The sequence below is a fragment of the Streptomyces sp. A5-4 genome (assembly GCF_051131715.1).
Classification (GTDB): Bacteria; Actinomycetota; Actinomycetes; order Streptomycetales; family Streptomycetaceae; genus Streptomyces.
On sequence record NZ_CP178591.1, the window covers coordinates 2,125,747 to 2,151,410 of the forward strand.

24 protein-coding genes and 1 tRNA gene are annotated in these 25,664 nt (G+C 69.3%); 9 read left to right on the forward strand and 16 right to left on the reverse strand.

The window, feature by feature from the left end; translation table 11 throughout:
* Window positions 1-17: 17 nt before the first annotated feature.
* From ACLLJJ_RS09765 to ACLLJJ_RS09775, 3 genes are all read right to left on the reverse strand, one after another.
* Entirely contained in the window at window positions 18-1,661 is a 1,644-nt protein-coding gene (locus tag ACLLJJ_RS09765) for a GMC oxidoreductase (RefSeq protein ID WP_434588998.1), read from the reverse strand.
* A gap of 1,011 nt (window positions 1,662-2,672) precedes the next feature.
* Complete coding sequence (locus ACLLJJ_RS09770) at window positions 2,673-2,990, reverse strand: 4a-hydroxytetrahydrobiopterin dehydratase (protein ID WP_434589000.1); 318 nt, start codon at window positions 2,988-2,990, stop codon at window positions 2,673-2,675.
* A gap of 1 nt (window position 2,991) precedes the next feature.
* Window positions 2,992-4,257 carry a Twin-arginine translocation pathway signal gene (locus tag ACLLJJ_RS09775; RefSeq protein ID WP_434589002.1) on the reverse strand — a complete coding sequence of 422 codons (1,266 nt, stop codon included), beginning with the start codon at window positions 4,255-4,257 and terminating at the stop codon, window positions 2,992-2,994.
* Between the two features lie 572 nt (window positions 4,258-4,829).
* Here ACLLJJ_RS09775 and ACLLJJ_RS09780 point away from each other — a divergent pair.
* Together ACLLJJ_RS09780 and ACLLJJ_RS09785 are read left to right on the forward strand one after the other, a co-directional pair.
* Window positions 4,830-5,327, forward strand: a complete 498-nt coding sequence (locus tag ACLLJJ_RS09780) for a hypothetical protein (protein ID WP_434589004.1) — start codon at window positions 4,830-4,832, stop codon at window positions 5,325-5,327.
* Window positions 5,328-5,397: 70 nt separating this feature from the next.
* Entirely contained in the window at window positions 5,398-5,574 is a 177-nt protein-coding gene (locus tag ACLLJJ_RS09785) for a hypothetical protein (RefSeq protein WP_434589006.1), read from the forward strand.
* A gap of 45 nt (window positions 5,575-5,619) precedes the next feature.
* On the opposite strand, the gene ACLLJJ_RS09790 is transcribed toward ACLLJJ_RS09785, so the two are convergent.
* Both ACLLJJ_RS09790 and ACLLJJ_RS09795 read right to left on the reverse strand, forming a co-directional pair.
* Window positions 5,620-5,793, reverse strand: coding sequence for a helix-turn-helix domain-containing protein (locus ACLLJJ_RS09790; RefSeq protein WP_434589008.1), 174 nt, complete (start codon window positions 5,791-5,793; stop codon window positions 5,620-5,622).
* Window positions 5,794-6,157: 364 nt separating this feature from the next.
* A tRNA-Val gene (locus ACLLJJ_RS09795) sits at window positions 6,158-6,229 on the reverse strand.
* A 211-nt stretch (window positions 6,230-6,440) separates the two neighbouring features.
* On the opposite strand from ACLLJJ_RS09795, the gene ACLLJJ_RS09800 reads away from it, so the two are divergent.
* The 3 genes from ACLLJJ_RS09800 (at window position 6,441) to ACLLJJ_RS09810 (ending at window position 9,185) form a co-directional block, all read left to right on the forward strand.
* Complete coding sequence (locus tag ACLLJJ_RS09800) at window positions 6,441-7,199, forward strand: DUF4097 family beta strand repeat-containing protein (RefSeq protein ID WP_434589010.1); 759 nt, start codon at window positions 6,441-6,443, stop codon at window positions 7,197-7,199.
* Window positions 7,200-7,272: 73 nt separating this feature from the next.
* The gene (locus tag ACLLJJ_RS09805; RefSeq protein ID WP_434589012.1) at window positions 7,273-8,655 is read left to right on the forward strand and encodes a hypothetical protein; all 1,383 of its coding nucleotides are present in this window, start codon (window positions 7,273-7,275) and stop codon (window positions 8,653-8,655) included.
* Window positions 8,656-8,969: 314 nt separating this feature from the next.
* A complete protein-coding gene (locus ACLLJJ_RS09810; protein WP_434589014.1) occupies window positions 8,970-9,185 on the forward strand; it encodes an FmdB family zinc ribbon protein in 216 nt (71 codons plus the stop codon).
* Between the two features lie 94 nt (window positions 9,186-9,279).
* Here the strand turns inward: ACLLJJ_RS09810 and ACLLJJ_RS09815 are convergent, their stop codons facing one another.
* Window positions 9,280-9,939: an O-methyltransferase gene (locus ACLLJJ_RS09815; RefSeq protein ID WP_434589015.1), complete on the reverse strand. Its 660-nt coding sequence runs from the start codon at window positions 9,937-9,939 to the stop codon at window positions 9,280-9,282.
* Between the two features lie 148 nt (window positions 9,940-10,087).
* On the opposite strand from ACLLJJ_RS09815, the gene ACLLJJ_RS09820 reads away from it, so the two are divergent.
* Entirely contained in the window at window positions 10,088-10,717 is a 630-nt protein-coding gene (locus ACLLJJ_RS09820) for a DedA family protein (protein ID WP_434589017.1), read from the forward strand.
* Here the strand turns inward: ACLLJJ_RS09820 and ACLLJJ_RS09825 are convergent.
* The 3 genes from ACLLJJ_RS09825 to ACLLJJ_RS09835 all read right to left on the reverse strand — a co-directional run bounded on the left by ACLLJJ_RS09825 (window position 10,683) and on the right by ACLLJJ_RS09835 (window position 15,371).
* The gene (locus ACLLJJ_RS09825; protein WP_434589019.1) at window positions 10,683-11,519 is read right to left on the reverse strand and encodes an HAD family hydrolase; all 837 of its coding nucleotides are present in this window, start codon (window positions 11,517-11,519) and stop codon (window positions 10,683-10,685) included. The genes ACLLJJ_RS09820 and ACLLJJ_RS09825 overlap by 35 nt on opposite strands.
* The gene (locus tag ACLLJJ_RS09830; RefSeq protein WP_434589021.1) at window positions 11,516-14,038 is read right to left on the reverse strand and encodes a phosphoribosyltransferase; all 2,523 of its coding nucleotides are present in this window, start codon (window positions 14,036-14,038) and stop codon (window positions 11,516-11,518) included. Before ACLLJJ_RS09830 ends, ACLLJJ_RS09825 begins: the two co-directional genes overlap by 4 nt.
* A gap of 172 nt (window positions 14,039-14,210) precedes the next feature.
* Window positions 14,211-15,371 (reverse strand): HpcH/HpaI aldolase/citrate lyase family protein, encoded by a 1,161-nt coding sequence (locus ACLLJJ_RS09835; RefSeq protein ID WP_434589023.1) that lies wholly within the window; start codon window positions 15,369-15,371, stop codon window positions 14,211-14,213.
* Between the two features lie 185 nt (window positions 15,372-15,556).
* On the opposite strand from ACLLJJ_RS09835, the gene ACLLJJ_RS09840 reads away from it, so the two are divergent.
* On the forward strand, window positions 15,557-16,354 hold the full coding sequence (locus tag ACLLJJ_RS09840) for a TerD family protein (RefSeq protein WP_434600362.1): 798 nt from the start codon (window positions 15,557-15,559) through the stop codon (window positions 16,352-16,354).
* A 61-nt stretch (window positions 16,355-16,415) separates the two neighbouring features.
* On the opposite strand, the gene ACLLJJ_RS09845 is transcribed toward ACLLJJ_RS09840, so the two are convergent.
* The 6 genes from ACLLJJ_RS09845 to ACLLJJ_RS09870 form a co-directional block, all read right to left on the reverse strand.
* Complete coding sequence (locus tag ACLLJJ_RS09845; protein WP_434589025.1) at window positions 16,416-17,153, reverse strand: TerD family protein; 738 nt, start codon at window positions 17,151-17,153, stop codon at window positions 16,416-16,418.
* Between the two features lie 99 nt (window positions 17,154-17,252).
* Window positions 17,253-18,392: a DUF475 domain-containing protein gene (locus ACLLJJ_RS09850; RefSeq protein ID WP_434589027.1), complete on the reverse strand. Its 1,140-nt coding sequence runs from the start codon at window positions 18,390-18,392 to the stop codon at window positions 17,253-17,255.
* Between the two features lie 49 nt (window positions 18,393-18,441).
* Entirely contained in the window at window positions 18,442-19,017 is a 576-nt protein-coding gene (locus tag ACLLJJ_RS09855; protein ID WP_434589029.1) for a TerD family protein, read from the reverse strand.
* A 94-nt stretch (window positions 19,018-19,111) separates the two neighbouring features.
* A complete protein-coding gene (locus ACLLJJ_RS09860) occupies window positions 19,112-19,687 on the reverse strand; it encodes a TerD family protein (RefSeq protein ID WP_434600363.1) in 576 nt (191 codons plus the stop codon).
* Between the two features lie 105 nt (window positions 19,688-19,792).
* The gene (locus tag ACLLJJ_RS09865) at window positions 19,793-20,311 is read right to left on the reverse strand and encodes a peroxiredoxin (RefSeq protein WP_434589031.1); all 519 of its coding nucleotides are present in this window, start codon (window positions 20,309-20,311) and stop codon (window positions 19,793-19,795) included.
* A 159-nt stretch (window positions 20,312-20,470) separates the two neighbouring features.
* Window positions 20,471-20,911: a DUF3052 domain-containing protein gene (locus ACLLJJ_RS09870; protein WP_434589033.1), complete on the reverse strand. Its 441-nt coding sequence runs from the start codon at window positions 20,909-20,911 to the stop codon at window positions 20,471-20,473.
* Between the two features lie 424 nt (window positions 20,912-21,335).
* On the opposite strand from ACLLJJ_RS09870, the gene aceE reads away from it, so the two are divergent.
* A complete protein-coding gene (aceE, locus tag ACLLJJ_RS09875; protein ID WP_434589035.1) occupies window positions 21,336-24,083 on the forward strand; it encodes a pyruvate dehydrogenase (acetyl-transferring), homodimeric type in 2,748 nt (915 codons plus the stop codon).
* Between the two features lie 125 nt (window positions 24,084-24,208).
* Window positions 24,209-25,105, forward strand: a complete 897-nt coding sequence (locus ACLLJJ_RS09880; RefSeq protein WP_434589037.1) for a potassium channel family protein — start codon at window positions 24,209-24,211, stop codon at window positions 25,103-25,105.
* Between the two features lie 21 nt (window positions 25,106-25,126).
* On the opposite strand, the gene ACLLJJ_RS09885 is transcribed toward ACLLJJ_RS09880, so the two are convergent.
* Entirely contained in the window at window positions 25,127-25,489 is a 363-nt protein-coding gene (locus ACLLJJ_RS09885) for a peptidase inhibitor family I36 protein (RefSeq protein WP_434600364.1), read from the reverse strand.
* Window positions 25,490-25,664 lie beyond the last annotated feature (175 nt).

Consider the following 25,664-nt stretch of genomic DNA (forward strand, 5'->3'; position numbering starts at 1 on the left):
GGACGCTTCTTCGGACGCTACAGATCCGTAGCGATGATCTTCTCGATGTTCCGCTCGGCGAGAGCGGTGATGGTGACGAACGGATTGACGCTGGTGTTGCCGGGGATCAGCGCGCCGTCGATGACGTACAGGCCGGTATAGCCGTGCAGGCGACCGTAGTTGTCGGTGGCCTTGTTCAGGACCGCACCGCCGAGGGGGTGGTACGTGAGGTGGTCGCCCCAGATCTTGTACGTGCCGAAGAGGTCGGTCCGGTAGATCGTCCCCTCCTTCGCATTGATCTTGTCGAAGATCGTCTTGGCCGCGTCGATGGACGGCTGCTTCCACGCGGTCTGCCAGTTCAGGTCCACCTTGCCGGTGGCGGCGTTCCAGCTGAACTGGGCGCGGTTCGGGTTCTTGGTGATCGACAGATAGAACGAGGCGTACGTCTCGATCCCGGTGGGCAGCGGCGCCACTTCGGCGAAGGCGCCGCCGGCGTCCCAGTTGTCGATGCCCGCCGACGGCATGGAGCACTGGACCTTGCCGGTCGGGTCCCACAGATGGTTGGCACGCCCGCACATGACGTTGCCGTTGTCGCCCCAGCCCTTGCCGATCTCGTTGTTCAGGTTGGGCAGCACACCGGTGGCCTTCAGCTTGGTCAGCAGCTTGCTGGTGCCGACGCTGCCCGCCGCGAAGAACACCTTGACCGCGGTCACGGTCTTGGTGGCCGTGGTGTCGCCGTTGGTGTTGATCTGCTCGATGGTGACGGTGTAGCCGCCGCCGGACGCCGGGGCGACCGAAGTGACCTTGTGCAGCGGCGAGATGCTGACCTTGCCGGTGGCCTTGGCCTGGGCGATGTATGTCTTCTGCAGCGACTTCTTGCCGTAGTTGTTGCCGTAGAGGATCTCGCCGTCGACCGCCGACTTGGGCACGGCCCCGACGGCCTCCTGCTTCATGTACTCGAAGTCGTACACATTGGGCACGAAGACGAACGGGAAGCCGGAGCGCTGGGCCTGCTTACGGCCGACCCTGGCGTACTGGTAGCACGGGACGGTGTCGAACCAGGCCGGGTCGATGTGGTTGACGCCGAGCCCGGTGTTGGCGCGGGGGTAGTAGACGCCGTACATCTCGTCGACGTTCACGGACGGGAGGACGGCGCTGAACCTCTCCCGTCCGGGGGTGACGGCCATGCCGCCATTGACGAGCGAGCCGCCGCCGACGCCGCGCCCCTGATAGACGGTGATGCCGCTGAATTCCTCGGCGTCCAGGATTCCGGTGTAGCGCGGGATGGCCTTGTCGATCGGGAAGCCGAGGAAGTCGCTGAGGGGCTGCTTGGTCTTGGTGCGGAGCCAGTAGGACCGCTGGTCCGCGTTGGTCGTGTGCGAGAAGATCTTGCCGTCGGCGCCCGGGGTGTCCCAGGCCATGCCCATCTCGATCATGTGCACGTCGACCCCGGCCTGAGCGAGCCGCAGAGCGGCGACGGAGCCGCCGTATCCGGTACCGATCACCAGGACGGGGACTTGGGCCCCGTTGTCGATCGGGGCGGCGGCGGGGTCCGCCATGGCCTGATTGGCGCCTACTTGCCCGGCGAGGGCTGCGGCCCCCAGAATAGAACCTGTTCCAGCGATGAATCTGCGGCGTGAGACACTCTTGAAACCATTACCGCGCCTGGTAGGATCACTCATGTGATGTTCCTCACTCTCGAAGGAATGAGAACAGGTTCTACTGTCGCTTGCCTGTGAAGTCACTACATACCTCGAAGTAACTTGCGCCCGCGCTATTGACTCTGAGCGCAATAACCTCGCAGTCGATCTCGACGGGGAGGCGGCGGGGGCACTGCGGGCAGGCGCAGACCTGGCACGCTCCGAGAAAACCCACGCACGGTCCCCAACTGCCGTTATCAGTAACAGACTTCAGGCTTCCGCGCATCCTTGACGTGCGCCCGCATGGCGGCCCGCAGAGCTTCGAGTTCGAGCCGGGGGAACGGACGGCCCCACTGGGCCGCGTAGCCCTCGTCCTCCAGATCGTGGGCGCCCTGGCGCCCTCGTCCCCCAGATCGTGGGCGCCCTGGCCGAAAGCGCGCATCGCGGACCGCGCCAGTGCCGTGACCGTGTGGCGCCCGGACCACAATGGGGCCGCGGAACTGTCGGGCACCCGGCGGTTCCCGGCCTCCAGGAGACGGATGTCCACGTCGGCTCCGTCCCGGTGGAAGAACCATCGGAAGACCTGAGGTTCCCCCTCAAGCTCGGCCCGGGTGTCCCGGTCGCCCCCGACCAGTCGGCCGATCGCGTACAAGAACTGCTCGGGGACGTCGGTGACGTACGAGGCGATGACCGTCGACTCCCCCTGAGCGTCGGCCACTTTCAGACACGCTCAGCCGTGATACCGCAACGCCCGCGTCATCGCGAGAGGCGACATCCCGGAGATCCTCCCGGCTGTGAGGCCTGAACCCTACGGCGCGCATGCGCGGGCCGCCCCGGCCGTCTTGGGGCCGCGCCTCGCGGCTGCTGCCAGCCCCCGCCGTTGCGCCGGCGGGACCAACTCCCCCTTACCAGAGGGTTGCTGCTGCCAGCGCCCTGCCCCGTACAGCGACCGGGCGGGGCGTCGGCATGTGCAGCGCGCGTTCTCTCCACGCAGCACGACGACCCTTGTTCTCCCTTCGGGGAGGTCAGGGGGTGCTTTCGTGCGTCCAGCCTTCAGCCAATCGGTGTCGCCTGGTGGAGACCGGCGAGCGTGTCGATCCGAGCCGCGAGGTCGAAGTCCGCCGCCGTCAGCACGTGGCCCGCGTCGTGCGTCGTGATGGCGAAGCGCACGTGATCCCACCGCAGATCCATGTCCGCGTGATGGCCGATCAGCCGCTCCACGTCGGCGACGTGCACGATCAGTGCGACACCACCGTGGTACCGCATGTCGACCGTCCGCGTGATCTCGTTCCCGACCTGCTGCCAGTTGGGCAGCTGCTCCAGGCGCTCCGCGATCTCCTGGTCAGTCAGCGGTACCAGTCCCTGCGCCACGTCATCCCCTCCCGGTCAATGGGGCCAGCAGCTCGCCGAGCTCCAGGCCGATCGGGGCATCCTGCCACGGGCGCATGGCCCGCTCCAGAGTGACCAGCTCCCTGCGCATCCGCGCGGACCGGGTCTCGACCGCGATCTGTGCGACCTGTCGCACGATCTCTACTGCCTGGTCGGGTTCGCGCGCCGTCGCTGCTGCGGTCGCGTGGCGTGCGAGGTACACCCCGCGGTCACGGCGCGCGGTCTCTGGCACGGTCTGGAGCACCTGATCCCACAGTGCGCCCGCCTCCGCGCCGAGGCCAGGACGTCCGTAGCAGGTGGCGCGCTGGACCTCCAGGTAACCGGGTGTCCTGCGGCACGCGTTGCCCCACGGCAGGTCGTCATCGACGCGGGCGAGCAGCCCATCGGCCTGGTCGATCAGCTGATCTACGGCGCTCCGGTCTCCGGTGAGACTCGCACCGTGGGCCTGCTGCTGCATGGCCATGATCTGCACCTTCGGCAGCAGTCGGCGCGCGTCGTCGAGCGCGGCCTCGCACAGGTCGATGACCGCGTGCCCGTCACCGAGATCAGTCCGGACCTGCGCCTGATTGACGAGGGAGTATCCGATGAGGTGCGGGTCGCGCGACCGCATCGCTATCTCCTGCGTCACCCCGCGCCAGAAGCTCGCGCCGTCCACGTCGCCCGCGTCCTGGTAGAGCCACCCCACCAGGGCGGCGTAGGCCGCGCCGACACAGAGCAGGCCGCAGCGGGTTTCTCCTTGCGCGCTGCGGATCAGTTTGTCGATCAGCTGGTACTGCGCGGAGACCGTGCCGATCAGATCGTGCGGACCGAGGAACATGTCCGCCCGGTAGTGCCCCTCCAACTGCTGCTGGAAATACCCGATCAGCGCGGGGTCCACGTGCTGCGTCGCGATGGGGCCGGCGACGAGCGCAGCGGCAGTGACGGACACGAATGCCCTGCGGTTCACATCGGCCGCGTCATGATGCTCGGGCCGAATCCACCCCGGCGGCGAGCTGAATCCGAGATCTTCGGGCCATCGTCCGAGCGCGTCGTGAATGACGATCGCGGTCTCTTCCGACGGCCACCCTGGGCGCCCGCCTTCCCACCGGCGCCACGTCCTGGCGGACACCGTGAAGTGCGGGTCGTCGAGCAGGTGTTGCCCCTGCGCTTGGAGCCCCGCTGCGGCGGCCTCGATGGTGCGCCACCCGCGACGGAGGCGGGCGGCTCGCAGCGCGTCGTTGCGACCCATGGCTTCAGTCTGCGGTGTCATCACCGGCGCTCCCGGCCGTGGCCGCTACGTGGCCACGCGCGGCCACGCCATGGCCTATTACCCCGATACCGTGCCCGCCCATCATCGCCACATGACCACGGGACGCACAGCTAAATCGGTGACCAGCACTCGTTCGCGCGCCGAGGGCGGGTCATGAGCAGCCCCGGAGCCACGGCCGCACTGCGGCCGACGGGACTCCGAATCTGCTGGGCAGCGAAACCGGGCGCCCCCAACCGCTGCTGCACCCTCAAGCCGGGGCACCGCGGTTACCACTATCACGAGTACTCCAGTGCGTCCTGGCCCCAGACCGCAGGTGGCACGCAGTGAGCCCGGCCGCCACACCGCCGGAGGTCTGGGACGGCGTCACCGGGGTGTGTCGCATCGGCGAGTGCGGCGAGTGCCACGGCAACTAGGACATCAAGGTCGGCGGCTCCATCGCACTCAAGCTGCGCTGCGCGTGCGACTGCCACAGGCGCCTGCCCCACTGAACCCCGCCTCGGCCGATGCATCCGGGCAGGAAACCCCGGCCGAGGCGGATGTCCATCCCATCCTGAGAACGGGAGAACACCACCATGACTACCACCATCGAGTCAGCTGTGACACGGGACGTCCGCGACCTCATCCACCCCGAGGACCTTGCCGCGGTGACCGCGACCGTCCAGCGGAACAACCTCGGCATGGACATCGCGCTCGCCGAGCTGATCACGCTCGAAGCGATCAAGTTCGAAGCGGCCTGCGCCGCGCACCCTGATGCCCGCCTCAAGCCCTCCCGCGTGGTGGACGAGGGATGGCACGCGCTGATCCTGCACACGCGCGTCAAAGCGAGCCTCGCCGGTCGGCTCGGCCTATTCGTGCACCACGTCCCCGAGGCCCCGGACACCGGACGCCACGACCCGGATGCACTGGCCCGCAGCCAGGCAGCGATCACGGCCGCCGGGTACGCCCCCGAGCCCACGATGTGGGGCGGGCCCACCGACACCAGCATCCCCGTGGCGGCGTCGTGTGAGCACTCCCCGCCTGGCCCGGAGGGGTCGTGTAGCGGTGACTGCTCCAATACGGGTGGGAACTGACCGAAGCTCTCGTCTCCAATCCGCAGCGGCCGTAGCGTCGGTGAGGATCGGAGAGGGAAAGAAGGTCGATATGCGCGAGTGGATTGATCCGCGTTACGCGGAAGTGGTGGACAAGTACCGGGCGTCGAAGGCGACGGCAGGGCCGCAGCCACAGCGAAACCGAGGCTGGGCCAGGACGTACTACGGCGATCCGTTCGTGGTGTTCGTGCACCCGGCGAACCGGACCTCGTACACGCTCGGCCGCTGAAACCGCCCCGGCCGGCCGCTTCCCCCGAGGCGGACGGCCGGGGTTTCACTGCCGGACGAAGTCCGCGACTGGGACGTTGAGCGCTGCGGCGATGCGGATGAGGGAGTCGAGCCGCGGCGGTGCATGACCTTGCTCGATGCGGTTGATGGCCTGCCGGTCGATTACCGGAGGCTTCGCCGAGCTGCTCCTGCGTGAGCTTCGCGCACGTCCGCGCCTCACGAATATGGTCTACGACGGCGCGGCGGCGGGTGAGTACCCAGGCGGGCGACGACGGTTCGGAGAGCACCCGCCCGCGCTGCTGCCGCCAAGATCAACCGTACACGGAACCGTACATTCCCAGATGATCGTGTTGGGTGGGCAGGGCACACACTTCGCCACCCCAAAGCGCCGCGCAGGGCAACCGCGGCAAAGAAGCGGCGCCAGGTATACGCGCGTCCACCTACTTGCGCCGTTGGACGCCACGACGTAGTCAAGTCCCGCCCCTTACCCGCATGGGGGCGGTTTACGTTGTGACGCAGAAGGCCCCTCAGCCGAATACGGCTGAGGGGCCAAATGCCTGTCGCGACCTGCGCTTTATCCTCGGTGGGCGCGGACGGTTTCGAACCGCCGACATTCGCTTTGTAAGAGCGACGCTCTACCCCTGAGCTACGCACCCGTGGACGAGTGAACAGATTACATGGCTCACGGGGCGACATCGCAAACCTGTTGGCCGCCCGAGCCGGCCCCAGCCCGCCCGAGCCGGCCGGTGGCGGGTCGTCCGGGGGATAACCCCACCCCCGATCCGGTGGCACCCCGCATCGTCCCCGGGGCTCCGGCTTCGTACCGTGGAGTCCAGTCAGCAGGAACTACCTGGGGGATCAGTCACCGTGGCACTTCGTACTCGCACTCTCACCGCCGTCGGCGGAGTCGTCGTTGCCCTGGTCGCCCTCAGCGGCTGCGGTGGGGACAGCGCCAAGGACGCGCCCGCCGAGAACCGGTCGTTCTCCTTCAGCGGGGACACCCTGACCGTCGACGCCGACAACTCCGCCTTGGAGCTGGTGCCCGCCGACGTGAAGGACGTGGAGGTCACCCGGCGCGCCGACGGATGGGTGTTTCTCGGGACGGGGCCCAAGAACAGCTGGGAGCTGAAGGACGGGAAGCTCGTCCTGCGGCAGAAGTGCGACGCGCTCGCCAGCGACTGCGACGCCTGGCATCGGATCAAGGTGCCGCGCGGGGTCGCCGTGACCGTCCTGAGCGACAACGGGAGCGTCGAGGCGACCGGGTTCGACACCCCGTTGAAGGTGCGGTCCGCCAATGGCGAAGTACGGGTCGAGGACTCCAGTGGCGCACTCGACCTGGACAGCGACAACGGCCGGGTCATCGGGAACGGGATCGCGGCCAAGAAGGTGACCGCGGACTCCGAGAACGGGGCGGTGCGGCTGAGTTTCAGCGCCGTGCCGGACCTGGTGGAGACCCTCAGCAACAACGGCGAGATCGTCATCGACCTGCCCAGGACGGAGTACGACGTGACGACTCGCAGCGACAACGGGGACGTCCATGTGGACGTCCCGCGGGACGACAACAGCACGCATGTGGTGAAGGCCCGCAGCGACAATGGGGAAGTCACCGTGCGAAGTGCGAACTAACGGGCCCGTGTGTTCGTCCTTACCTGGTGGGAGACTGTAACTGGGCAGGGCGGACACAGCACGGGAGAGGGATGTGACGGCGACACACGCGCAGCCGTACCCGCAGCGAGTACGCCGCCGTACGAAAGCGGGTGCCGTCGGGGACGTTCTCATGCTCGTGCTCCTGCCCGTACCGCTGATCGCCGTACTTCCCCTCGCCTTCGCGGGCGGCGGTACGAGACGTTGGTTCGGCGGGCGCGGTGAGAGCGTGCGGGCCGATGCGCAGGCCGCGAAGGACGCGGCAGCCGCGGCCTTCTACGAGCTGGATACGGCCCAGCGCGATCTGCGGATCTCCATCGAGACCATCACCGCGGTGGACAGTTCACCCGCCGCCCGCAAGGCCGCGGAGGACTTCGCCGCGCTCGGACGGCGTATCGACGAGGCCAGCCACGTCTACATCACCGCGGTCGACGCACACGACCTCGACCGGGACGACTTGGACGCATCGACCGCCGCCAAGGCGCGCGGCGAGCTGAGCAAGGCCAAGGACGAGCTCGTACGGGTCAAGGGCGAGCTCGACCGGTTCGGGCAGGGGCTCGGGCCGCTGCTCGACACCGCGGAGACGCAACTCGCCCGCCTCGCACCTGCCGTCGAGCGGGCCCGGCAGACACTGCTGGCCGCCAGTAACGCGCTCGACGCGGTACGTACGTCCGGGCTCAAGGCCGACGATCTCGCCTCGCGGCTCGCGGCCCTCGCACCCGAGCTGACCAAGCTGAACCAGGGGGCCGGCCGGCACGGCGTCGCGGAGACTCTGCAACGCGCCGACCAAGTGCTGCGCGACGCGGAGACCGTGCGCGCCGAGGCCGAGCGGCTGCCCGAGCGGGCCGCCGACATCGACCGGCGACTGGTGTCGCTGCGGACCCGGGCGCAGGCGCTGACGACCCGGGCGGGCAAGGTCGAGCCGATCCTGAGCGAGCTGCGGCGCCGGTTCACGGCGGCCTGCTGGCAGGATCTGCAGGCCGTTCCCGCCCAGACGGAGTCCACGGTCCGGCAGGCCGAGGAGAAGATCAAAGAGGCGGCGAGGGCGCGCGAGGAGCAGCGCTGGCCGGATGCCACCGCGCTGCTCAGCACGGTCAGGGCCCTGCTGAACACCACCGACGAGGCCGTGTCCGCCGCCGGTGACCGCCTGCAGCGGCTCAATGCCGTGTCGAAGGACCCGCAGCAGGAGATCGAGCGGACCCGGTTCGCGATCAGGGACGCCCAGCGGCTGGCCATGGCCGGGCGCAATACGCCCGACCCCCGGCACGCCCGCCCACTGGACGACTCGGTGGCCCGGCTGGACCGCGCCGTCGCAGGCCTGGAGGGCCGCCACCCCGACTACTGGCACTTCCTCACCGAGACGGAGGCGGTGCGCCGCACGGTGGCGCGGGTGGTCGAGCTGATCCGAGAGGAGCTGGGCGCCCACCCGGGCGCCTGACCCGCGGAGGGCCCCTTACTCGCACGGATGCGCCGACCCGGCCCCTGACGCAGCACGGGCGGATCCGTCCGCTCCCGACGCGGCCAGGCCCAGATCGGCCCGCCCCCGACCCGGCCCAAGCACGCCTGCCCGCGCCCACCCGGCACGGGCGCACGTCCGCCGAGGCCCGCGCCGGGCACACCTCCGGTCAACGCCCGGCCCGGCACGAGCCCACGCCACCGGCAGCCGCCCCCAGGACCCGGGTGGCGCCCGCCCCCGGAACCCAGGTGGCCGGCCGGCTCCTACCCGCGGCGCCGACTCAGTAGCCTGTGCGCATGCCTCGCTACGAGTACCGCTGCCGCTCCTGCGGCACCACCTTTGAGCTGAACCGGCCGATGGCCGAATCCTCCGCGCCCGCCGCCTGCCCCGACGGGCACGACGACACCGTCAAGCTGCTGTCCGCCGTCGCGGTGGGCGGAACGGCCCAGTCCGGCGGTCCCGCGCCCTCCGGCGGGGGTGGAGGCTGCTGCGGCGGCGGGTGCTGCGGCTAGTTCCCGGCCCCCTACTGGCCCCCGCCGGACGGCCGGCGCCCTTCGGCCCGGTCGTCCGACAGCTCGGCTCGCGCACAACCGACGCGGCGGCGCCTCAGCGCCTGCGCGACAGCGTCAGGCCGTCCGCGACGGGGAGCATCACGCTCTCCATCCGCTCGTCGGCCGTCACCCGGTCGTTGAACTTCCGGATCGCCGCCGCCCCGCCCGTCGCGTCCGGGTCGACGACGCCACCGCCGTAGAGCACGTTGTCGGCCGCGATCACCCCGCCCTGCCGCATCCTGGGGACCAGCTCCTCCCAGTAGGGCACGTAGTTGACCTTGTCCGCGTCGAGGTAGGCGAAGTCGATGTGCGGCTCCGCGGGCATGGCGCGCAGCGTGTCCAGGGCGGGGCCGATGCGCAGCTCGACACGGTCGGCGACGCCCGCCTTCGCCCATGCCTCGCGCCCGTACGCCGTCCACTCCTCCGACACGTCGCACGCGATCAGCCGGCCGTCCTCGGGCAGCGCCTGGGCCATCGCCAGCGCGGAGAATCCGGTGAAAGTGCCGACTTCGACGATGTGCCGCGCGCCGATCAGCCTGACCAGGAAGGCGAGCAGCGGTCCCTGCTCCTCGGCGGACTGCATGACCGCCTGGTCGGGCAGCCGGGCGTAGGTGGTCTCGACGAGCTCACGCTGTACGGCGTCCAGCGGCGCGTTGTGCGCCAGGATGTAGTCGTGCAGCTCATCGGTGATCCTGGTGCTGTTTCCCTTGCTCATCGCGCTCCCTGTCAGGCCGTCAGATCCCCGGATCCGCACCATATCGGAGCCGCGCCCCCTCGCCCCGGGAGAGCCGCCCCGGGCATCCCGGCCCGCCCGTCGACCTTCTTCAGCTCGGCTTCAGCTGCGCTTTCCTAGGCTGGGCGGCATGGTCGAAAGCAGCGCACCACAGTGGATCACCTCCCTCATGGACACCCTGGGGGCGCCGGGCGCGGGCATCGCCATCGCGCTGGAGAATCTCTTCCCGCCGCTGCCCAGTGAGGTGATCCTGCCGCTGGCGGGGTTCGCCGCCGGCGCCGGGCAGATGAGCCTGATCGCCGCCCTGCTGTGGACCACCGCGGGCTCCGTGGTCGGCGCGCTCGCGCTGTACGGGGTGGGGGCACTGCTCGGGCGCGACCGTACCGTCGCCATCGCCGTGAAGCTGCCGCTCGTGAAGGTCTCCGACATCGAGCGGACGGAGGCCTGGTTCCAACGGCACGGCACCAAGGCGGTGTTCTTCGGGCGGATGATCCCCGTGTTCCGCAGCCTGATCTCGATCCCGGCGGGCATCGAGCGCATGCCGCTGCCCGTCTTCCTCGGCCTCACCACACTCGGCAGCGCGCTCTGGAACACCCTCTTCGTTCTCGCCGGCTACACGCTCGGCGAGAACTGGGCGGACGTGACGGGCTACGTCTCCACGTACTCCAAGGTCGTGCTGGTGGCCGCCGTGCTTGCCGTGCTGCTCTTCGCGGGCGTACGGGTGCTCAAGCGGCCCCGTGCCGACCGGCAGCGCGGATGAAGGACCGCAGGATCTCCTCGCCCGCGGCGACGCCCGCCTCGGGGAGGACGGTGACCTGTGGGCCGGTCCAGCCGGTGTCCGCCAGCTCCCCGTGGCCCGGCCGCCAGCCCTGGTCCGCGGCCAGCAGCAGGTCCGCGTCGAGGATCGAGTCGCCGGCCGCGAGTGTGAGGGTGGCGCCGGTGCGGCGCGCGACCTCGCGCATGGCCGCGCTCTTGGTGAGCGGCTTGGGTACGGCGTAGATCTTCCGGCCCTGGAGCGAGACCGTCCAGCCCCTGCCCTCCGCCCATTCGCCGAGTTCCTTGACCCACTCGCCGGGCAGCAGCGCGCGCTCCACCACGAGGTAGGCGAAGAGGTCCTCGGCGACCCGCTCCTTGAGCAGCCAGGCGGGGTCGGCCGCGTCGAGCAGGTGGGCGCGTACCTCGGCCAGGGAGGCGCATTCGTCGGCGAGGGTCCTGGCGACCTGGGCCTGCCAGTCCGGGTCGGACACCCCGTCGACGAGGAGGTGACCGCCGTTGGCGCAGATCGCGAACCGCGGTGTGGGGCAGGGCAGTTTGATGCGGTGGTACTGCTCGCGGGTACGGGTGGTCGTCGGTACGAAGCAGGTCTCGGCCGCGAGTTGGGCCATCAGCCCGGCGGCGGTCTCCGTCAGGTACGAGAGCGGCTTGCTCTCGTACACCTCGACGCAGAGCAGGCGCGGCGCCTCGGCGTCGGGCATGCGCAGGCCGAGCGCGGCCGACGAGTAGATCAGGGTGCGGTCGAGATCGCTCGCGACCAGAACAGCAGACGCGGGAGAGGTGGTCACTTCGCCGATACCGCCGTGCCGTTGGCGCCCGTAGCGCCGCGCGTGTACTGGGGGTGGATCAGTCCGACGCAGGTGTACGGGAGCCCGTCGACCTCCTCGACCGGTACGCCGCGCTGCTCGGCGAGCAGCCGTACGTGGTCGAGGTCCGGTCCGGCGCCGCGCTTGGCGAGGATCTTCCAGGGGACGCGGCGCAGCAGGACGCGGGTGGTCTCGCCGACGCCCGGCTTGACCAGGTTCACGTCGTGGATGCCGTACTCCTCGCTGATCCGCTCGACGGCCGCCCAGCCCTCCCAGGTGGGGGCCCGGTCGGCCGCCAGCAGTTCCTTGACCTCGGCGTCCACCTCGTCCACGACCTCGTCGAAGCGCGCGGCGACCGTGTCGAGGAAGTGACCGGACACATCGTCCCCGGCGAGTTCCCGGTAGAACTTCGCGCCGTGGAAGTCGTCGGGGCCGACCAGGTCGGCTCGCAGCACCGTACGCGAAATCAGCCCGGAAACCGTCGAGTTGAGGCAGGCGGAAGGGATGAGGAAGTCCTCGCGGGTGCCGTACGTCCGGACGCAGCCGCCGGGGTCGGCGAGGACCGCGATCTCCGCGTTGAAGCCATCAAAGGCCTCCAGGGCCTGCGCCAGCTCGCGGGTGATCGCGCCCTTGCCCGTCCAGCCGTCGACGAAGACGACGTCGGCCGGGTCGTGGTGGGCGGCCAGCCAGCGCAGGGCGGTCTCGTCGATGCCGCGGCCACGGACGATGGAGACGGCGTAGTGCGGCAGGTCGAGGCCGTGCCGGTGCTGGGCCCAGCGGCGCATCAGGACGCCGACGGGCGTTCCCGCGCGGGCGAGCGAGACCAGCACGGGGCGCGGGGAGCGTTCGGCGAGGACGGTCTCGGTCACGGTGCCGACGGCCCTGGCGATCCGGGCGGCCGACGTGTCCAGGGCCGACTTGAACAGCTCCTGGTAGTGGGCGTTCGGCTGGTATTCCACGGGCAGCGACTCCGCGTAGTGCGCGCCGCCGCTCTGGATCGCCTCCTCGCGCTCCTCGGTGGGGGCTTCGAGCTCGACGTCCGACAGGTCCTGGAGCAGCCAGCCGCAGTCCTCCGGCGCGTACGAGGAGAAGGCGGGGCCGCGGAGGGGCTCGGGCATGGGCGGTTCCTGCCGTTCGGAGGCGCGTGGGGGGTGTGCGGGCCGCGTGGACGGCTCGGGCACCCGGGAGGGGACGACCGCGAGTACCACGCGGTCGGTGTGCGGGGCGAGCTCCGCCAACAGGCCGTCGGGGGCGTGCAGTTCGGCGGTGTCGGCGGTGGAGTCGACGACCACGACCACGGCGTCGAAGCCGGCACCCGCGACGTTGTACGCGTAGCGCGGGCCAGGTCCGTCGGCCGGGCTGTCGTGCGCGGGGAAGGTGATGCGGGTGCGGATCGCGTAGCCCGGGTCGTCGACGGCGAGCACCGGCGAGCGGGTGGTGGTCGAGGACCGCACCTCGGCATCGACGAGCGCGTCGAGTGCTTCGGCCAGCCGGAGCGGGGCGTACATCAGCTCCTCGAAGCCGAGGACCAGCACACGGCGGGCCCCGGCGGGCAGCGCCTCGGCCGTACGGGCCGCCATGCCCGGCAGCGCGCTCTCCAGGGCCACCCGGTGCGCGGGCTGAAAGCCGTGCCGCCCGCCGTCGGGCACGCCCGCGGGCCAGCCCAGCTCCACGCGGACACAGCTGTCGGGCGCGGTGGCCGGTTCACGCGCGGGCGGGGCCCCGGCCGACGAGGCTGCGGCGACCGGCACGGCCACCGGCGCCCCTGCGGAAACCGACGCCTCCTCCCCCTCGTACCGGGCCACCAGCTCCATGCCCTTGCGCAGTACGCCCTCCGGCAGCCTGACCGTCCCCGAGGCCATCGCGATCAGGTCGACCCTGGCGCCGATCTCCCGCGCGAACTCCTCCAGCCGGCCCCGGTCCTCGGCGGAGCGCATGTCGACCAGGGCGACAATCACGTACCAGCCGCGCGGGTAGCGCGCGTGCAGGTCGCGGATCGTGTTCAGCACCGTATTGCCCGTGGAGAACTCGTCGTCGACGAGGACCAGTGGCCCCGAGCCGGCCAGCAGCCCGGGGTCCTGCGGCAGCAGCAGGTGCGAGGTGGCGTGCGAGTGCGACTCCTCGAAGCCGCCCGCCGTCGCCACGCCGTCGACCGGTCGACGCGTCGAGTGGAGGTACGGGGCGAGCGCCACGCCGTCCGCGACGGAGTGGCCGAGCCCGGTCGCCGTCTCCGCGTACCCGAGGACCACCGCCCGCGCGGCCGTCTCGTCGCCCAGTAGCCCGCGCACCTCCTGGCCGAGGGCGAACCCGGCTCCGTACACCCGGGAGGGCCGCTGCGGCACGTGCTTGCCGAGCACGTTCGACACGAGCAGATGCGCCCGCTTCGGGTTGCGGCGCAGAGCCAGACCCAGCAGGTCGGTCAGCGCGCCGCGCTCACCGGCTCCCTCGTCGACCAGTTCGACGCCCAGCCGCTCAGCGACCCATGTTCCCGACCACACCACGTTGTTTTCCGCTGCCTTACGTTCGTCGGACCGTCTGTTGTAGCCAGTGTCGCCCGTGTCACCGATGTGCCCGGTGCGCCCTGTGTGACCTGTGTGACCCGTCTGGTCCATGCGCTCGGCGGAACCGGTGGGGCCCGCGTGACCGGCTCGGTCACTGCTCCGGTGTGCCATCTCAGCCGGGGATTCCGGCGGTCAGCAGCTCCACGAAGCCGATGTCCTCCCGCGCCACGCCGAAGACCTCGGCCCGCTGCAGCGTGCGCTCGGCCCACGCGCGGTGGGGCTTCACCTCGTTCATCTTGTTCGTGTAGGCGGACCGCAGCACACCGCCGCCGCCGCGCTCGGGGCACAGGATGTCCTGCGCGTCGGTGAACTCCTCGTGGCTCACCACCGACAGCGCGTGCACGGGCGGAACGTGCGAGGGGTGGATGCAGGTCTTGCCGAGCAACCCGTTGGCGCGGTCGAGACCGATCTCCCGCAGCAGCCCGTCCATGTCGTGCTCGATGAGCGCGGTCCGCAGCGCCTGCGCCTGCCCCACGAACGGGCTCCGGCGCAGCTGCGGCTTGAACATCCGCTCCTGGACCCTGAAGTACTCCCACACCGGGCCGGTGATCGTGAAGCCCGTGCCGTCGGAGCGTCCCAGCACATTCACCACGTCGGCGATGACCCCAGCGACGATCTGCACGTCGTACGCCGTCATGTCGGGCGCTCTGCGCAGCCCGTACGCGGAGCAGAAGTCGGTGACGCCCAGCCGCAGCGCGAGTACCCGCTCCCGGTATTTGTCGACGGTGCGGGCGATACCGCCGAGGGTCTCGGCGCGCGTTTCCAGGTGCAGGAGCTGGGGCGATTCGAGCACCGGCATCGCGAAGAGCCGCTGCCCGCTCGCGGCCTCCGCCGCCGTGAGCGCCTCCAGGAACGGAAGCCCGCGCTCCTGGGTGAACTTCGGCAGTACGAATCCGGACAGCAGCCGCGCGGCCGGTCCGAGGCGGTCCACCAGGTCGGGGATCTGCTCGGGCTCGCGGACCCGGACGAACAGCAACGGCGGCTCCCCGCCCCGCGCGTCGAGCTCGGCGAACTGCCGGACCAGATTCTCCTCGGCATCGGCGACTTCCGCGTCGTCGATGGAGTCCTCCAGGCAGAGCACCATGGAGATGATGCCGTGGCCGGCCTGCTTGACCACGTCGTCGGCGAGCCGTGGCCGCGTGGCCGGGCTGTAGAGCGTGGCTCCGAGGGCGGCGGAAAGCGTCCGGATCGGCGATTCGGACGTGAACTCACCGGGCTCCTGATGGAACAGACTCTCCCGGACAGAGGGCGGGATATGCCCGAAATGACGCATGAGGGTCTCCCGTACTGCCGTAAAGGCCTGGCGATGTGTGGCCGGTAATAGTACGTAGGGATGGGTGCCCAGAGTTCCCCTGTGTATGAACTTCAGGTGACGCGCAGCGGCGCCCACCCGTCCCGGCGGTAGGGAAACCGGCCCCGCGTTGTCCAGGGAGGCACCGGGGAGGCAGGATGACGGGCATGACGCACGCGATGCTGAAGGGCTCGAACGTTCCGCTCGATGCCATGGCCGTACGGGCGGTACTGCGCTGGACCCCGGGCCCGGACGTTCCCGAGGTGGACGCCTCGGCTCTGCTGCTCGGTGTCGACCGGCGCGTGCGCTCCGACGAGGACTTCGTCTTCTACAACCAGCCCCGCCACCCCTCGGGGCTGGTGCGGAGCCTGGGAAAGAAGCGTTTCCCCGACCGTGTCACCGATTCGGTGCAGACGGATCTCTCCTCGCTCGAATCCGCCGTGGACCGGGTGCTGATCGTGGCCTCGACGGACCACATTCCGTTCGAGCAGGTGCGGGACCTGCGCATCGAGGTGTACGACGCCACCGCGACGGGGAGCAGCGAGCCCCTCGTGTACTTCGAGGTCAAGCCGGAAACCGGGGCGGAGACCGCGCTGATCTGCGGCGAGCTGTACCGGCGCGGGGACGCCTGGAAGTTCCGGGCGCTCGGCGAGGGCTACTCCAACGGGCTGATCGGTCTGGCCACCGACCACGGCATCTCGGTGGACGAGAGCGAGGCCGCCGCGGAGCCCGGAGGGGCCGCGGAGCCCTCTGCGCCCCCCGCCCCGCCCCGGCCTTCGGCCCAGCCGCCGCAGCCCGCGTACGGCTACCCGCAGCCCGGCCCGTCCCAGCCCGCGTACGGCTACCCGCAGTCGGCGTCGACGCAGCCCGCCTACGGCTATCCGCAGCCCGCCGCGGCCGCCGCGCCCGCACCGGACCCGAACTTCAGGCTGCCGCCGCAGGGCCCCCAGTTCCTCCGCAGCTGACGCACAAGGGACTCCGGGTGCGTCCGGGGCCCCGGACGCACCCGCCCGAGGTCCGAGGCCGTCAGGTCTTGGTCTTGTAGCCGCGCCCCCACTGCAGGCCCCAGCCGTACAGCCGGTCGAGCTCGGCCTGAAATCCGTACACGAACTTCACTTCGCGGTGCACGACCAGGTCGCCCTTGACGTTCTCCACGGTGAAGACCGCGCACGAACGGGCCTGCGGGGCGCGCTCGTCCAGCTCGATCTCTATTCGCGGGCCGTTGCTCGGGAAGAGCGTCACGATGGCGTGCGTACGGTCGAAGGCCGGCGTCTGGTCGTAGATGTAGACGAACACCAGCAGCCGCTTGATCGACTCACGGTGGTCGAGGTTCACATAGATCGTCTCGCCCGACGGGGCGCCGAACCGGTCGTCGCCGCTCAGCTTGATGTACGGCGCCTCATTGAGGCTCCCGAAGAAGCTGCCCAGTGGCTGCACGACGCCCTTGCTGCCGTCCTCCAGTTCGTAGAGGCAGCCCAGGTCGAGGTCGACGTTGACCACGCCCTGGGTGTGCGCCTGGACCACGTCCGGCTGGAAGAACCTGAAGGGGTGCCGCAGGAGTCCGCCGCCCTGTCGCGCCCTGCCGCCGATGTCGGAAGTCCTCATCCGCCAGGAGAGGTTCACCCGCAGGTTGCCGGTGTCCGCGCCCTGCTTGGTGAGCGACACCGAAGGGCGTCGCTTGGTCAGTTCGATCGCGTTGGTCGCCGCGCTGCCCGACGCGTACTGCGCCGACCTGTCCCGCCGCAGGCTGTCCCAGATGGCCATCGCGCCCCACCCCTCAGTCGTCCGGAAAGCCGCGGGGCGGCCCCGAGAGCCGAAGCCTCGAGACCGCCCCGCAGAGAGCGTTCCTCAATACCAGCCGGGTCACACCCCGGATGGGACCTCCGACTTCTCGGCGGAGCTCTCGCCGCCCTCGGCCGCGACCCGCTTGTTGCGGCGGACCGAGGACCAGAAGGAGGCGGCGATCAGGATGACACCGACAAGACCGGTGATGATCTCGTTGATCTCGTGCTGGATGGTGACGAGCAGGATGGCCGCGAGTGCGCCGATCGCGTAGTGCGCGCCGTGCTCCAGGTAGACGTAGTCGTCCAGCGTTCCCTGGCGGACCAGGTAGACCGTCAACGAACGGACGTACATCGCGCCGATGCCGAGGCCGAGCGACATCCAGAAGATGTGGTTCGTGATGGCGAAGGCGCCGATGACACCGTCGAACGAGAAGGACGCGTCCAGGACTTCCAGGTAGAGGAAGAGGAAGAACGCGGCCTTGCCCGCGAGGCCGATGACCGTGGGCTCCTTGCCTTCGGCCTTGGCCTTCTCCTCCTCTTCGTGCTCGCGCTCCTCTTCCTCTTCGATCTTGTTCTCGAAGTGTCCGGAGAGACCGCCGACGACGAGGTACGTGATCAGACCGGCGACGCCGGCGAGCAGCACCGTGGCCGTCTTGTCCGCGTGGCCCGTGCTGGTGTGGGCGTGGGTCGCGAACGTCATGGCGGTGCCGAGCAGCATGATCAGCGCGACGCAGACCGACAGCATGTCGACCTTGCCGATCTTGGCCAGCGGGCGCTCGATCCAGCCGAGCCACTTGATGTCCCGGTCGGTGAAAATGAAGTCCAGGAAAATCATCATCAGGAACATGCCGCCGAAGGCCGCGATGGCCGGGTGGGCGTCCGTGACCAGGGCCTCGTACCGCTGCGGCTCGTCCATCGCGAGCTGGACGGCCTCGATCGGGCCGACCTTGGCGCTGATCGCGACGATGGCGACAGGAAAGACCAACCGCATACCGAACACGGCGATCAGGATGCCGACGGTGAGGAAGATCTTCTGCCAGAAGGCATTCATCTTCTTCAGGATTCCGGCGTTGACCACCGCGTTGTCGAAGGACAGCGAGATTTCGAGGATCGACAGGATCAGTACGATCCCGAATGCCTCCCACCCCCACTGCCAGGCGGCGAAGGCCAGTCCGATTGCCGTGATGGCAAACGACCAGCCGAAGGTTTTCAGAACCACTGGTTACCCCATCGTATGAGTACGGGTCTCCCCCGCGCCGTGCGCGGCTTTACGAAACGTTGACCCCGAAGTCTAGAGCGATGCCCCGCAGTCCCGACGCGTACCCCTGCCCAACGGCACGGAATTTCCATTCGCCCCCGTACCGGTACACCTCACCGAAGATCATCGCCGTCTCGGTGGAGGCGTCCTCGGAGAGGTCGTAGCGAGCAAGTTCCTGTCCGTCAGCCTGATTTGCCACTCGGATGAAGGCATTGCTCACCTGACCGAAGGTCTGCCCGCGGTTGTCCGCGTCATGGATCGAGACCGGGAAAACGATCTTGTCGCAGTGCTCGGGCACCGCGGACAGGTCGATCACCAGTGACTCGTCGTCGCCCTCACCCTCACCGGTGAGGTTGTCGCCGGTGTGCTCGACGGAGCCCTCGGGGCTCTTCAAGTTGTTGTAGAAGATGAAGTACTCGTCGCCGAGCACGCGGCCGTTCTGGCAGAGCAGCGCGCTGGCATCGAGGTCAAAGGGGGCCCCTGTGCTGGAACGCGCGTCCCAGCCGAGTCCGACCAGTACCTGAGTGAGGTTCGGTGCGGCCTTGGAGAGGGAGACGTTGCCTCCCTTGGCGAGTGTGACACCCATGTTGTTGCTTCCTCCCCGCAGTGAAGTGCATCAGTGACCAGGCGCGTCCGGCGCCGCACTTCAGTGCGGCGCCGGACGGAAAAGCGGGCCTCGCTCAGACGTTGACGCCGAAGTCCTGCGCGATACCGCGCAGGCCCGAGGCGTAACCCTGGCCAATGGCCCGGAACTTCCACTCCGCACCATTGCGGTAGAGCTCGCCGAAGACCATGGCGGTCTCCGTCGAGGCGTCCTCGCTGAGGTCGTAGCGCGCCAGCTCCGCGTTGTCGGCCTGGTTCACCACGCGGATGTACGCGTTGCGCACCTGCCCGAAGCTCTGCTGACGGGCCTCGGCCTCGTAGATCGAGACCGGGAACACGATCTTGGCGACATCGGCCGGTACACCGGCCAGGTTCACCTTGATGACCTCGTCGTCGCCCTCGCCCTCACCCGTGGTGTTGTCACCGGTGTGCTCGACCGAGCCGTCGGGGCTCTTGAGGTTGTTGAAGAAGACGAAGTTCGAGTCGTTGGTGACCTTGCCCTGGCCGTTGGTCAGCAGGGCGCTGGCGTCGAGGTCGAAGTCACCCCCGGTGGTGGTACGCGCGTCCCAGCCCAGACCGACGATGACCGCGGTCAGATTGGGGGCGGCCTTGGTCAGCGAGACGTTGCCGCCCTTGCTGAGGCTGACTCCCACGAGTCCTCCAATGATGTCGAGCTGTATCGGATCAACCATCCGATCCTAGTGACCGGTTCCCGGTCACAGCAGGACTGAAGTCCCGAAATTTATCGACCCGAAAGGTCACTCATCGGAAAGGTCACCGAGGGCCTTCAGGTAGTCGTTGAGGTCCCGCGCGTCGGGCAGGGCGTTCACCACGGACCACCGCACCACGCCCTCCTTGTCGATGACGAAGGTGCCGCGCACGGCGCAGCCCTTGTCCTCGGCGAAGACGCCGTACGCCCGCGAGACCTCGCCGTGCGGCCAGAAGTCCGAGAGCAGGGGGTATTCAAGGCCCTCCTGCTCGCCGAACACCCGCAGGGTGTGGATGGAGTCGTTGGAGACGGCGAGCAGCTGCACGTCGTCGTTGACGAACTTCTCCGCCTGGTCGCGCAGCGCGTGCAGCTCACCGGTACAAACGCCGGTGAAGGCGAAGGGGTAGAAGAGCAGCACGACGTTCCTGGCGTTGTCGTCGGCGCCCTCGGCCCCGCCGGAGGCGCGCTGGGTCCGGAAGTCGGAGAGCCGTACGGTCCGCCCGTGGTTGTCCTTCAGCTCGAAGTCCGGGGCGAGGGCGCCGACCTCGATCGTCGTGGAAACCGCCATGGAGCGTCATCCCTTCCTCGGTGTCATCAGGTCGTCGATGCCGTCGGAGGCACCGAGGGACCCGCCGGCGCCAACCCTGCGCAGAGGGCCCCCGCCGACGAGGTCGGCGGGGGCCCGTATTGCATCGGTGAAGGTGGCCGGTTTCTGTGTCCGTGCTGGTCAGCGCTTGGTTGGCTTAGCCGCCTTCGGGGTAACCAGCCTGCTGCCGGTCCAGTCCTTGCCCGCATTGACGCTCTTGGTGTGCGAGAGACCCGCCGTCGTCGCGGCTTCGTTGATGTCGCTCGGCTCGACGTAGTTGTCGCGGCCGGTCTTCGGCGTCATCAGCCAGACGGGTGCGCCTTCGTCGATCAGCTGCGTGGCATCGACCAGCGCGTCCGTCAGGTCACCGTCCTCGTCGCGGAACCACAGCACGACGGCATCTGCCACATCGTCGTAGTCCTCGTCAACGAGATCGCTGCCAATGAGTTCCTCGATGGCCTCGCGGAGCTCCTGATCGACATCGTCGTCGAAGCCGATCTCCTGGACCACCTGCTCGGGCTGGAAACCCAGCCTCGCGGCAAGGTTGGTCCGCTCCTCCGCGTGGTCCGCGGTCGCGCTCACGGGTTGCCTCCTGATCATGTTTTGGAAAATGCTTGGGACCCGCGCGTGCGCGGGGCATTGGCGGTAGTCCACACGTGCAGGACGAATCTCGCAAGTACCCCGCCCCCGATCCCGCCCAAAGGATGGGTATACGGGCACCCCCGGACCCCCCGCCGTGATTCATCCCACACCATTCGACCTGGTTTGACGGGTTCCGCGGCATCAGTACGCCAATCGGGGTCCGAACAGCCTTACGGAACAGATAAACGCGTTGGGCGTAAGGTTGCGATTTGGCCGGACCCATCCTCGACCCCGCGTGCGGACCGACGACGAGCCCTCTCGCCGAGCGGTGGTTACCCCTCAGTAGAGATGACGTTTGCGTTCCCGGGGTACACGATGGAGGCGGCGCGACACCCCCTCAGAACCCAACCAGCGAAGGAACAGCGTGGCTTCCGGATCCGATCGCAACCCGATCATCATTGGCGGCCTTCCGAGCCAGGTCCCGGACTTCGATCCCGAAGAAACCCAGGAATGGCTCGACTCCCTCGACGCCGCCGTCGACGAGCGGGGCCGTGAGCGCGCCCGCTACCTGATGCTCCGCCTGATCGAGCGTGCCCGCGAGAAGCGCGTGGCCGTGCCCGAGATGCGCAGCACGGACTACGTCAACACCATCGCCACCAAGGACGAGCCGTTCTTCCCCGGCAACGAGGAGATCGAGCGCAAGGTCCTCAACGCGACCCGCTGGAACGCGGCCGTGATGGTGTCCCGTGCGCAGCGCCCCGGCATCGGAGTCGGCGGCCACATCGCCACCTTCGCCTCTTCCGCCTCGCTGTACGACGTGGGCTTCAACCACTTCTTCCGCGGCAAGGACGAGGGTGACGGCGGCGACCAGATCTTCTTCCAGGGCCACGCCTCCCCCGGTATCTACGCCCGCGCCTTCCTGCTGGACCGTCTGAGCGAGGCCCAGCTCGACGGCTTCCGCCAGGAGAAGTCGAAGTTCCCGAACGGTCTGTCCAGCTACCCGCACCCGCGGCTGATGCCGGACTTCTGGGAGTTCCCGACCGTCTCGATGGGCCTCGGCCCCCTCGGCGCGATCTACCAGGCCCGGATGAACCGCTACATGGAGGCGCGCGGCATCGCCGACACCTCCAAGTCGCATGTCTGGGCGTACCTCGGCGACGGCGAGATGGACGAGCCCGAGTCGCTGGGCCAGCTGTCGATCGCCGCCCGTGAGGGCCTGGACAACCTGACCTTCGTCGTCAACTGCAACCTGCAGCGCCTCGACGGCCCGGTGCGCGGCAACGGCAAGATCATCCAGGAGCTGGAGTCGCAGTTCCGCGGCGCCGGCTGGAACGTCATCAAGCTGGTCTGGGACCGCTCCTGGGACCCGCTGCTCGCGCAGGACCGCGACGGCGTCCTAGTGAACCGGCTGAACACCACGCCGGACGGCCAGTTCCAGACGTACGCGACGGAGACCGGCGAGTACATCCGGGACCACTTCTTCGGTGACGACCACCGCCTGCGCGCGATGGTCGACGGCATGAGCGACGAGCAGATCCTGCACCTCGGTCGCGGCGGTCACGACCACAAGAAGGTCTACGCGGCCTACGCGGCGGCCAAGGCCCACAAGGGCCAGCCGACCGTGATCCTCGCGCAGACGGTCAAGGGCTGGACCCTCGGCCCGAACTTCGAGGGCCGCAACGCGACCCACCAGATGAAGAAGCTGACGGCGGACGACCTCAAGCGCTTCCGCGACCGGCTGCACATCCCGATCGCGGACAAGGAGCTGGAGTCCGGCGCCCCGCCGTACTACCACCCGGGCCGCGACTCGGACGAGATCCAGTACATGCACGACCGCCGCGACGCGCTGGGCGGTTACGTGCCGACCCGTGTCGTGCGCGCGAAGCCGCTGCCGCTGCCGGGCGACAAGACGTACGCGGCAGCGAAGAAGGGCTCCGGCACGCAGTCGATCGCCACCACCATGGCGTTCGTCCGTGTGCTGAAGGACCTCATGCGGGACAAGGAGATCGGCAAGCGGTTCGTGCTGATCGCGCCCGACGAGTACCGCACCTTCGGCATGGACGCGTTCTTCCCGAGTGCGAAGATCTATAACCCGCTGGGTCAGCAGTACGAGGCCGTTGACCGCGATCTGCTGCTCGCGTACAAGGAGTCGCCGACCGGGCAGATGCTGCACGACGGCATCTCCGAGGCCGGCTGCACCGCCTCGCTGATCGCCGCGGGCTCGGCGTACGCCACCCATGGCGAGCCGCTGATCCCGGTGTACGTCTTCTACTCGATGTTCGGTTTCCAGCGCACCGGCGACCAGTTCTGGCAGATGGCCGACCAGCTCGCGCGCGGCTTCGTGCTGGGCGCGACCGCCGGTCGTACGACGCTGACCGGTGAGGGTCTCCAGCACGCGGACGGCCACTCACAGCTGCTCGCCTCGACGAACCCGGGCTGTGTCTCCTACGACCCGGCCTACGGCTTCGAGATCGCGCACATCGTGCGGGACGGCCTGCGCCGGATGTACGGCGAGTCTGCCGAATTCCCCCATGGCGAGGACGTCTTCTACTACCTGACCGTCTACAACGAGCCGATCCAGCACCCGGCCGAGCCCGAGAACGTCGACGTCGATGGCATCCTCAAGGGCATTCACCGCTTCCAGGAGGGCGAGAAGGGCGAGATTCCGGCCCAGATCATGGCCTCCGGTGTCGCGGTCCCGTGGGCGGTCGAGGCTCAGCGGATCCTCGCCGAGGAGTGGAACGTCAAGGCCGACGTCTGGTCCGCCACCTCCTGGAACGAGCTGCGCCGCGAGGCCGTCGACGTGGAGCGGTACAACCTGCTCCACCCGGAGGAGGAGCAGCAGGTTCCGTATGTGACGCAGAAGCTCTCCGGGGCTCAGGGTCCGTTCGTGGCCGTCTCCGACTGGATGCGCTCGGTTCCGGACCAGATCGCGCGCTGGGTGCCCGGTGCGTACCAGTCGCTGGGTGCGGACGGCTTCGGCTTCGCCGACACCCGCGGCGCGGCCCGGCGCTTCTTCCACATCGACCCGCAGTCGATCGTCCTGGCGGTGCTCACCGAGCTCGCCAAGGAGGGCCGCATCGACCGGTCCGCGCTGAAGCAGGCGCTCGACCGCTACCAGCTGCTCGACGTGACCGCGGCCGACCCGGGTGCGGCGGGCGGCGACTCGTAACCCCTTCGAGCGTGTGACACGTGCGCTCGGCAGGAAGGGCGGTGGGGCTTCGGCCCCGCCGCCCTTCACGCTGTGCGGGCCGCCCGGGGGGCGTCCCCCGCAAAACGCGGCTCTACGATGCGGGCATGAAGGTGCAGACCGCGCAGCTCCGGTGGGAGCGGCGCACACAGGGACCCCTGCTGGGGCTGGCGGCGGCGTTCGCCGTCGCCTACGCGTTGCCGATCGTCGTGCACGACGCGAGCGGCACGGTGCGCCTGGTGTGCACGGTCACCGAGTGGGTGGTGTGGGGCGCCTTCGCGGTGGACTACCTCGTCCGGCTGTGCCTGTCGCCCGGCAAGTGGCTGTTCGTCCGCAGCCACCCACTGGACCTGATCGCGGTGCTCGTGCCGCTGCTGCGCCCCCTGCAACTGCTGCGGGTCGTCTCCACCCTGCTGCTGGTCGGGCGGCGGGCCAGTATGGCACCCCAGATCCAGCTGACGGCGTCCGTCGGGGGCGCGGTGGTGGGCCTGCTGATGTTCGGCTCGCTGGCCGTGCTCGAAGTCGAACGGTCCGCACCCGGTGGGAACATCAAGACGCTGGGTGACGCGGTGTGGTGGTCGTTCACGACGATGACGACCGTCGGATACGGCGACCACTCCCCCACGACCGGTCTCGGCCGGGTGCTCGCGGTGGGCCTGATGCTGTCGGGCATCGCGCTGCTCGGTGTCGTCACCGCGAACATCGCGGCCTGGTTCATCTCCCGCTTCGAGCGGGACGACGCCGAGGAGCGGCACCGCACCGCGCTCCTGGCGGCGCTGACCCACGAGGTCAAGGAGCTGCGGCTGGAGATCGGCCGGCTCTCCTCACCGGTGCGGCCCGCCGGGGAAGCGGGGGCTTCCGGGGAGCGGGCCGGTTCCGGGGAGCGGGCGGTGGCTGGAGTACCGCCCGCACCCGAAGTACCCGCCGCTTCCGACGTACCGCCCCTCCCCGAAGTGCCCGCCCAGAGCGGCCCCGCGGTCACCGACCGGTCCTCCGTCCGCTGACCGCCCCGGCAGCCACCGGCCTCAGCTCTCCCACATCTTGAAGGCCCGCACCCGGTACGTCGTCCTGGGCACCCAGGTGCCGCCACCCGGGTAGGTCTCGAACTCCCCGGTCTCCGCGCACTCCTGGGACTGGTACGTCGTGACCGGTCGCCCCGTGCGGTTGGCCAGGGCCTGGGCATCGGTGCCGGCCGGCAGCGGGACGCAGCTCTCGATATCGGTGCCGGCCAGCTCATGGGTCTGGCGGGCGCCCTTGAAGTCCGGCTTCTCCCAGAGGCAGAGCTCGCCCGCCGCGCACTCCCCTCGGCGGGGCGGCGCGGCGTGGGCGCTCTGCGGCAGCAGCGCGGCAACGGCCAGGACTCCGGCCGCGAGTGCGGTCGTACGCATGGCATGGCTCGTGTTCGTACGCATCTGGATCGGCCCCCGTGTCGTAGTGATCAGTTGCTTCACCCTGACCTGCTGCGACGCGAAGCCTCAAGGGGCCGGGACATGGTCCACCCTGATAGGCGACAGCCCCGCCGGAACCGTCCGGCGGGGCTGTCGTACGTGCCAAGTTGACGTC

Excerpts from the sequence above, each read along its gene's own strand:
- ACLLJJ_RS09845 (WP_434589025.1), bottom strand. The coding sequence starts at position 17,153 with ATGGCCATCTGGGACAGCCTGCGGCGGGACAGGTCGGCGCAGTACGCG.
- ACLLJJ_RS09775 (WP_434589002.1), bottom strand. The coding sequence starts at position 4,257 with ATGACACCGCAGACTGAAGCCATGGGTCGCAACGACGCGCTGCGAGCC.
- ACLLJJ_RS09835 (WP_434589023.1), bottom strand. The coding sequence starts at position 15,371 with ATGCGTCATTTCGGGCATATCCCGCCCTCTGTCCGGGAGAGTCTGTTC.
- ACLLJJ_RS09885 (WP_434600364.1), bottom strand. The coding sequence starts at position 25,489 with ATGCGTACGACCGCACTCGCGGCCGGAGTCCTGGCCGTTGCCGCGCTG.
- ACLLJJ_RS09865 (WP_434589031.1), bottom strand. The coding sequence starts at position 20,311 with ATGGCGGTTTCCACGACGATCGAGGTCGGCGCCCTCGCCCCGGACTTC.
- ACLLJJ_RS09785 (WP_434589006.1), top strand. The coding sequence starts at position 5,398 with ATGCGCGAGTGGATTGATCCGCGTTACGCGGAAGTGGTGGACAAGTAC.
- ACLLJJ_RS09855 (WP_434589029.1), bottom strand. The coding sequence starts at position 19,017 with ATGGGTGTCACACTCGCCAAGGGAGGCAACGTCTCCCTCTCCAAGGCC.
- ACLLJJ_RS09780 (WP_434589004.1), top strand. The coding sequence starts at position 4,830 with ATGACTACCACCATCGAGTCAGCTGTGACACGGGACGTCCGCGACCTC.
- ACLLJJ_RS09815 (WP_434589015.1), bottom strand. The coding sequence starts at position 9,939 with ATGAGCAAGGGAAACAGCACCAGGATCACCGATGAGCTGCACGACTAC.
- ACLLJJ_RS09820 (WP_434589017.1), top strand. The coding sequence starts at position 10,088 with ATGGTCGAAAGCAGCGCACCACAGTGGATCACCTCCCTCATGGACACC.
- ACLLJJ_RS09810 (WP_434589014.1), top strand. The coding sequence starts at position 8,970 with ATGCCTCGCTACGAGTACCGCTGCCGCTCCTGCGGCACCACCTTTGAG.
- ACLLJJ_RS09840 (WP_434600362.1), top strand. The coding sequence starts at position 15,557 with ATGACGCACGCGATGCTGAAGGGCTCGAACGTTCCGCTCGATGCCATG.
- ACLLJJ_RS09765 (WP_434588998.1), bottom strand. The coding sequence starts at position 1,661 with ATGAGTGATCCTACCAGGCGCGGTAATGGTTTCAAGAGTGTCTCACGC.
- ACLLJJ_RS09880 (WP_434589037.1), top strand. The coding sequence starts at position 24,209 with ATGAAGGTGCAGACCGCGCAGCTCCGGTGGGAGCGGCGCACACAGGGA.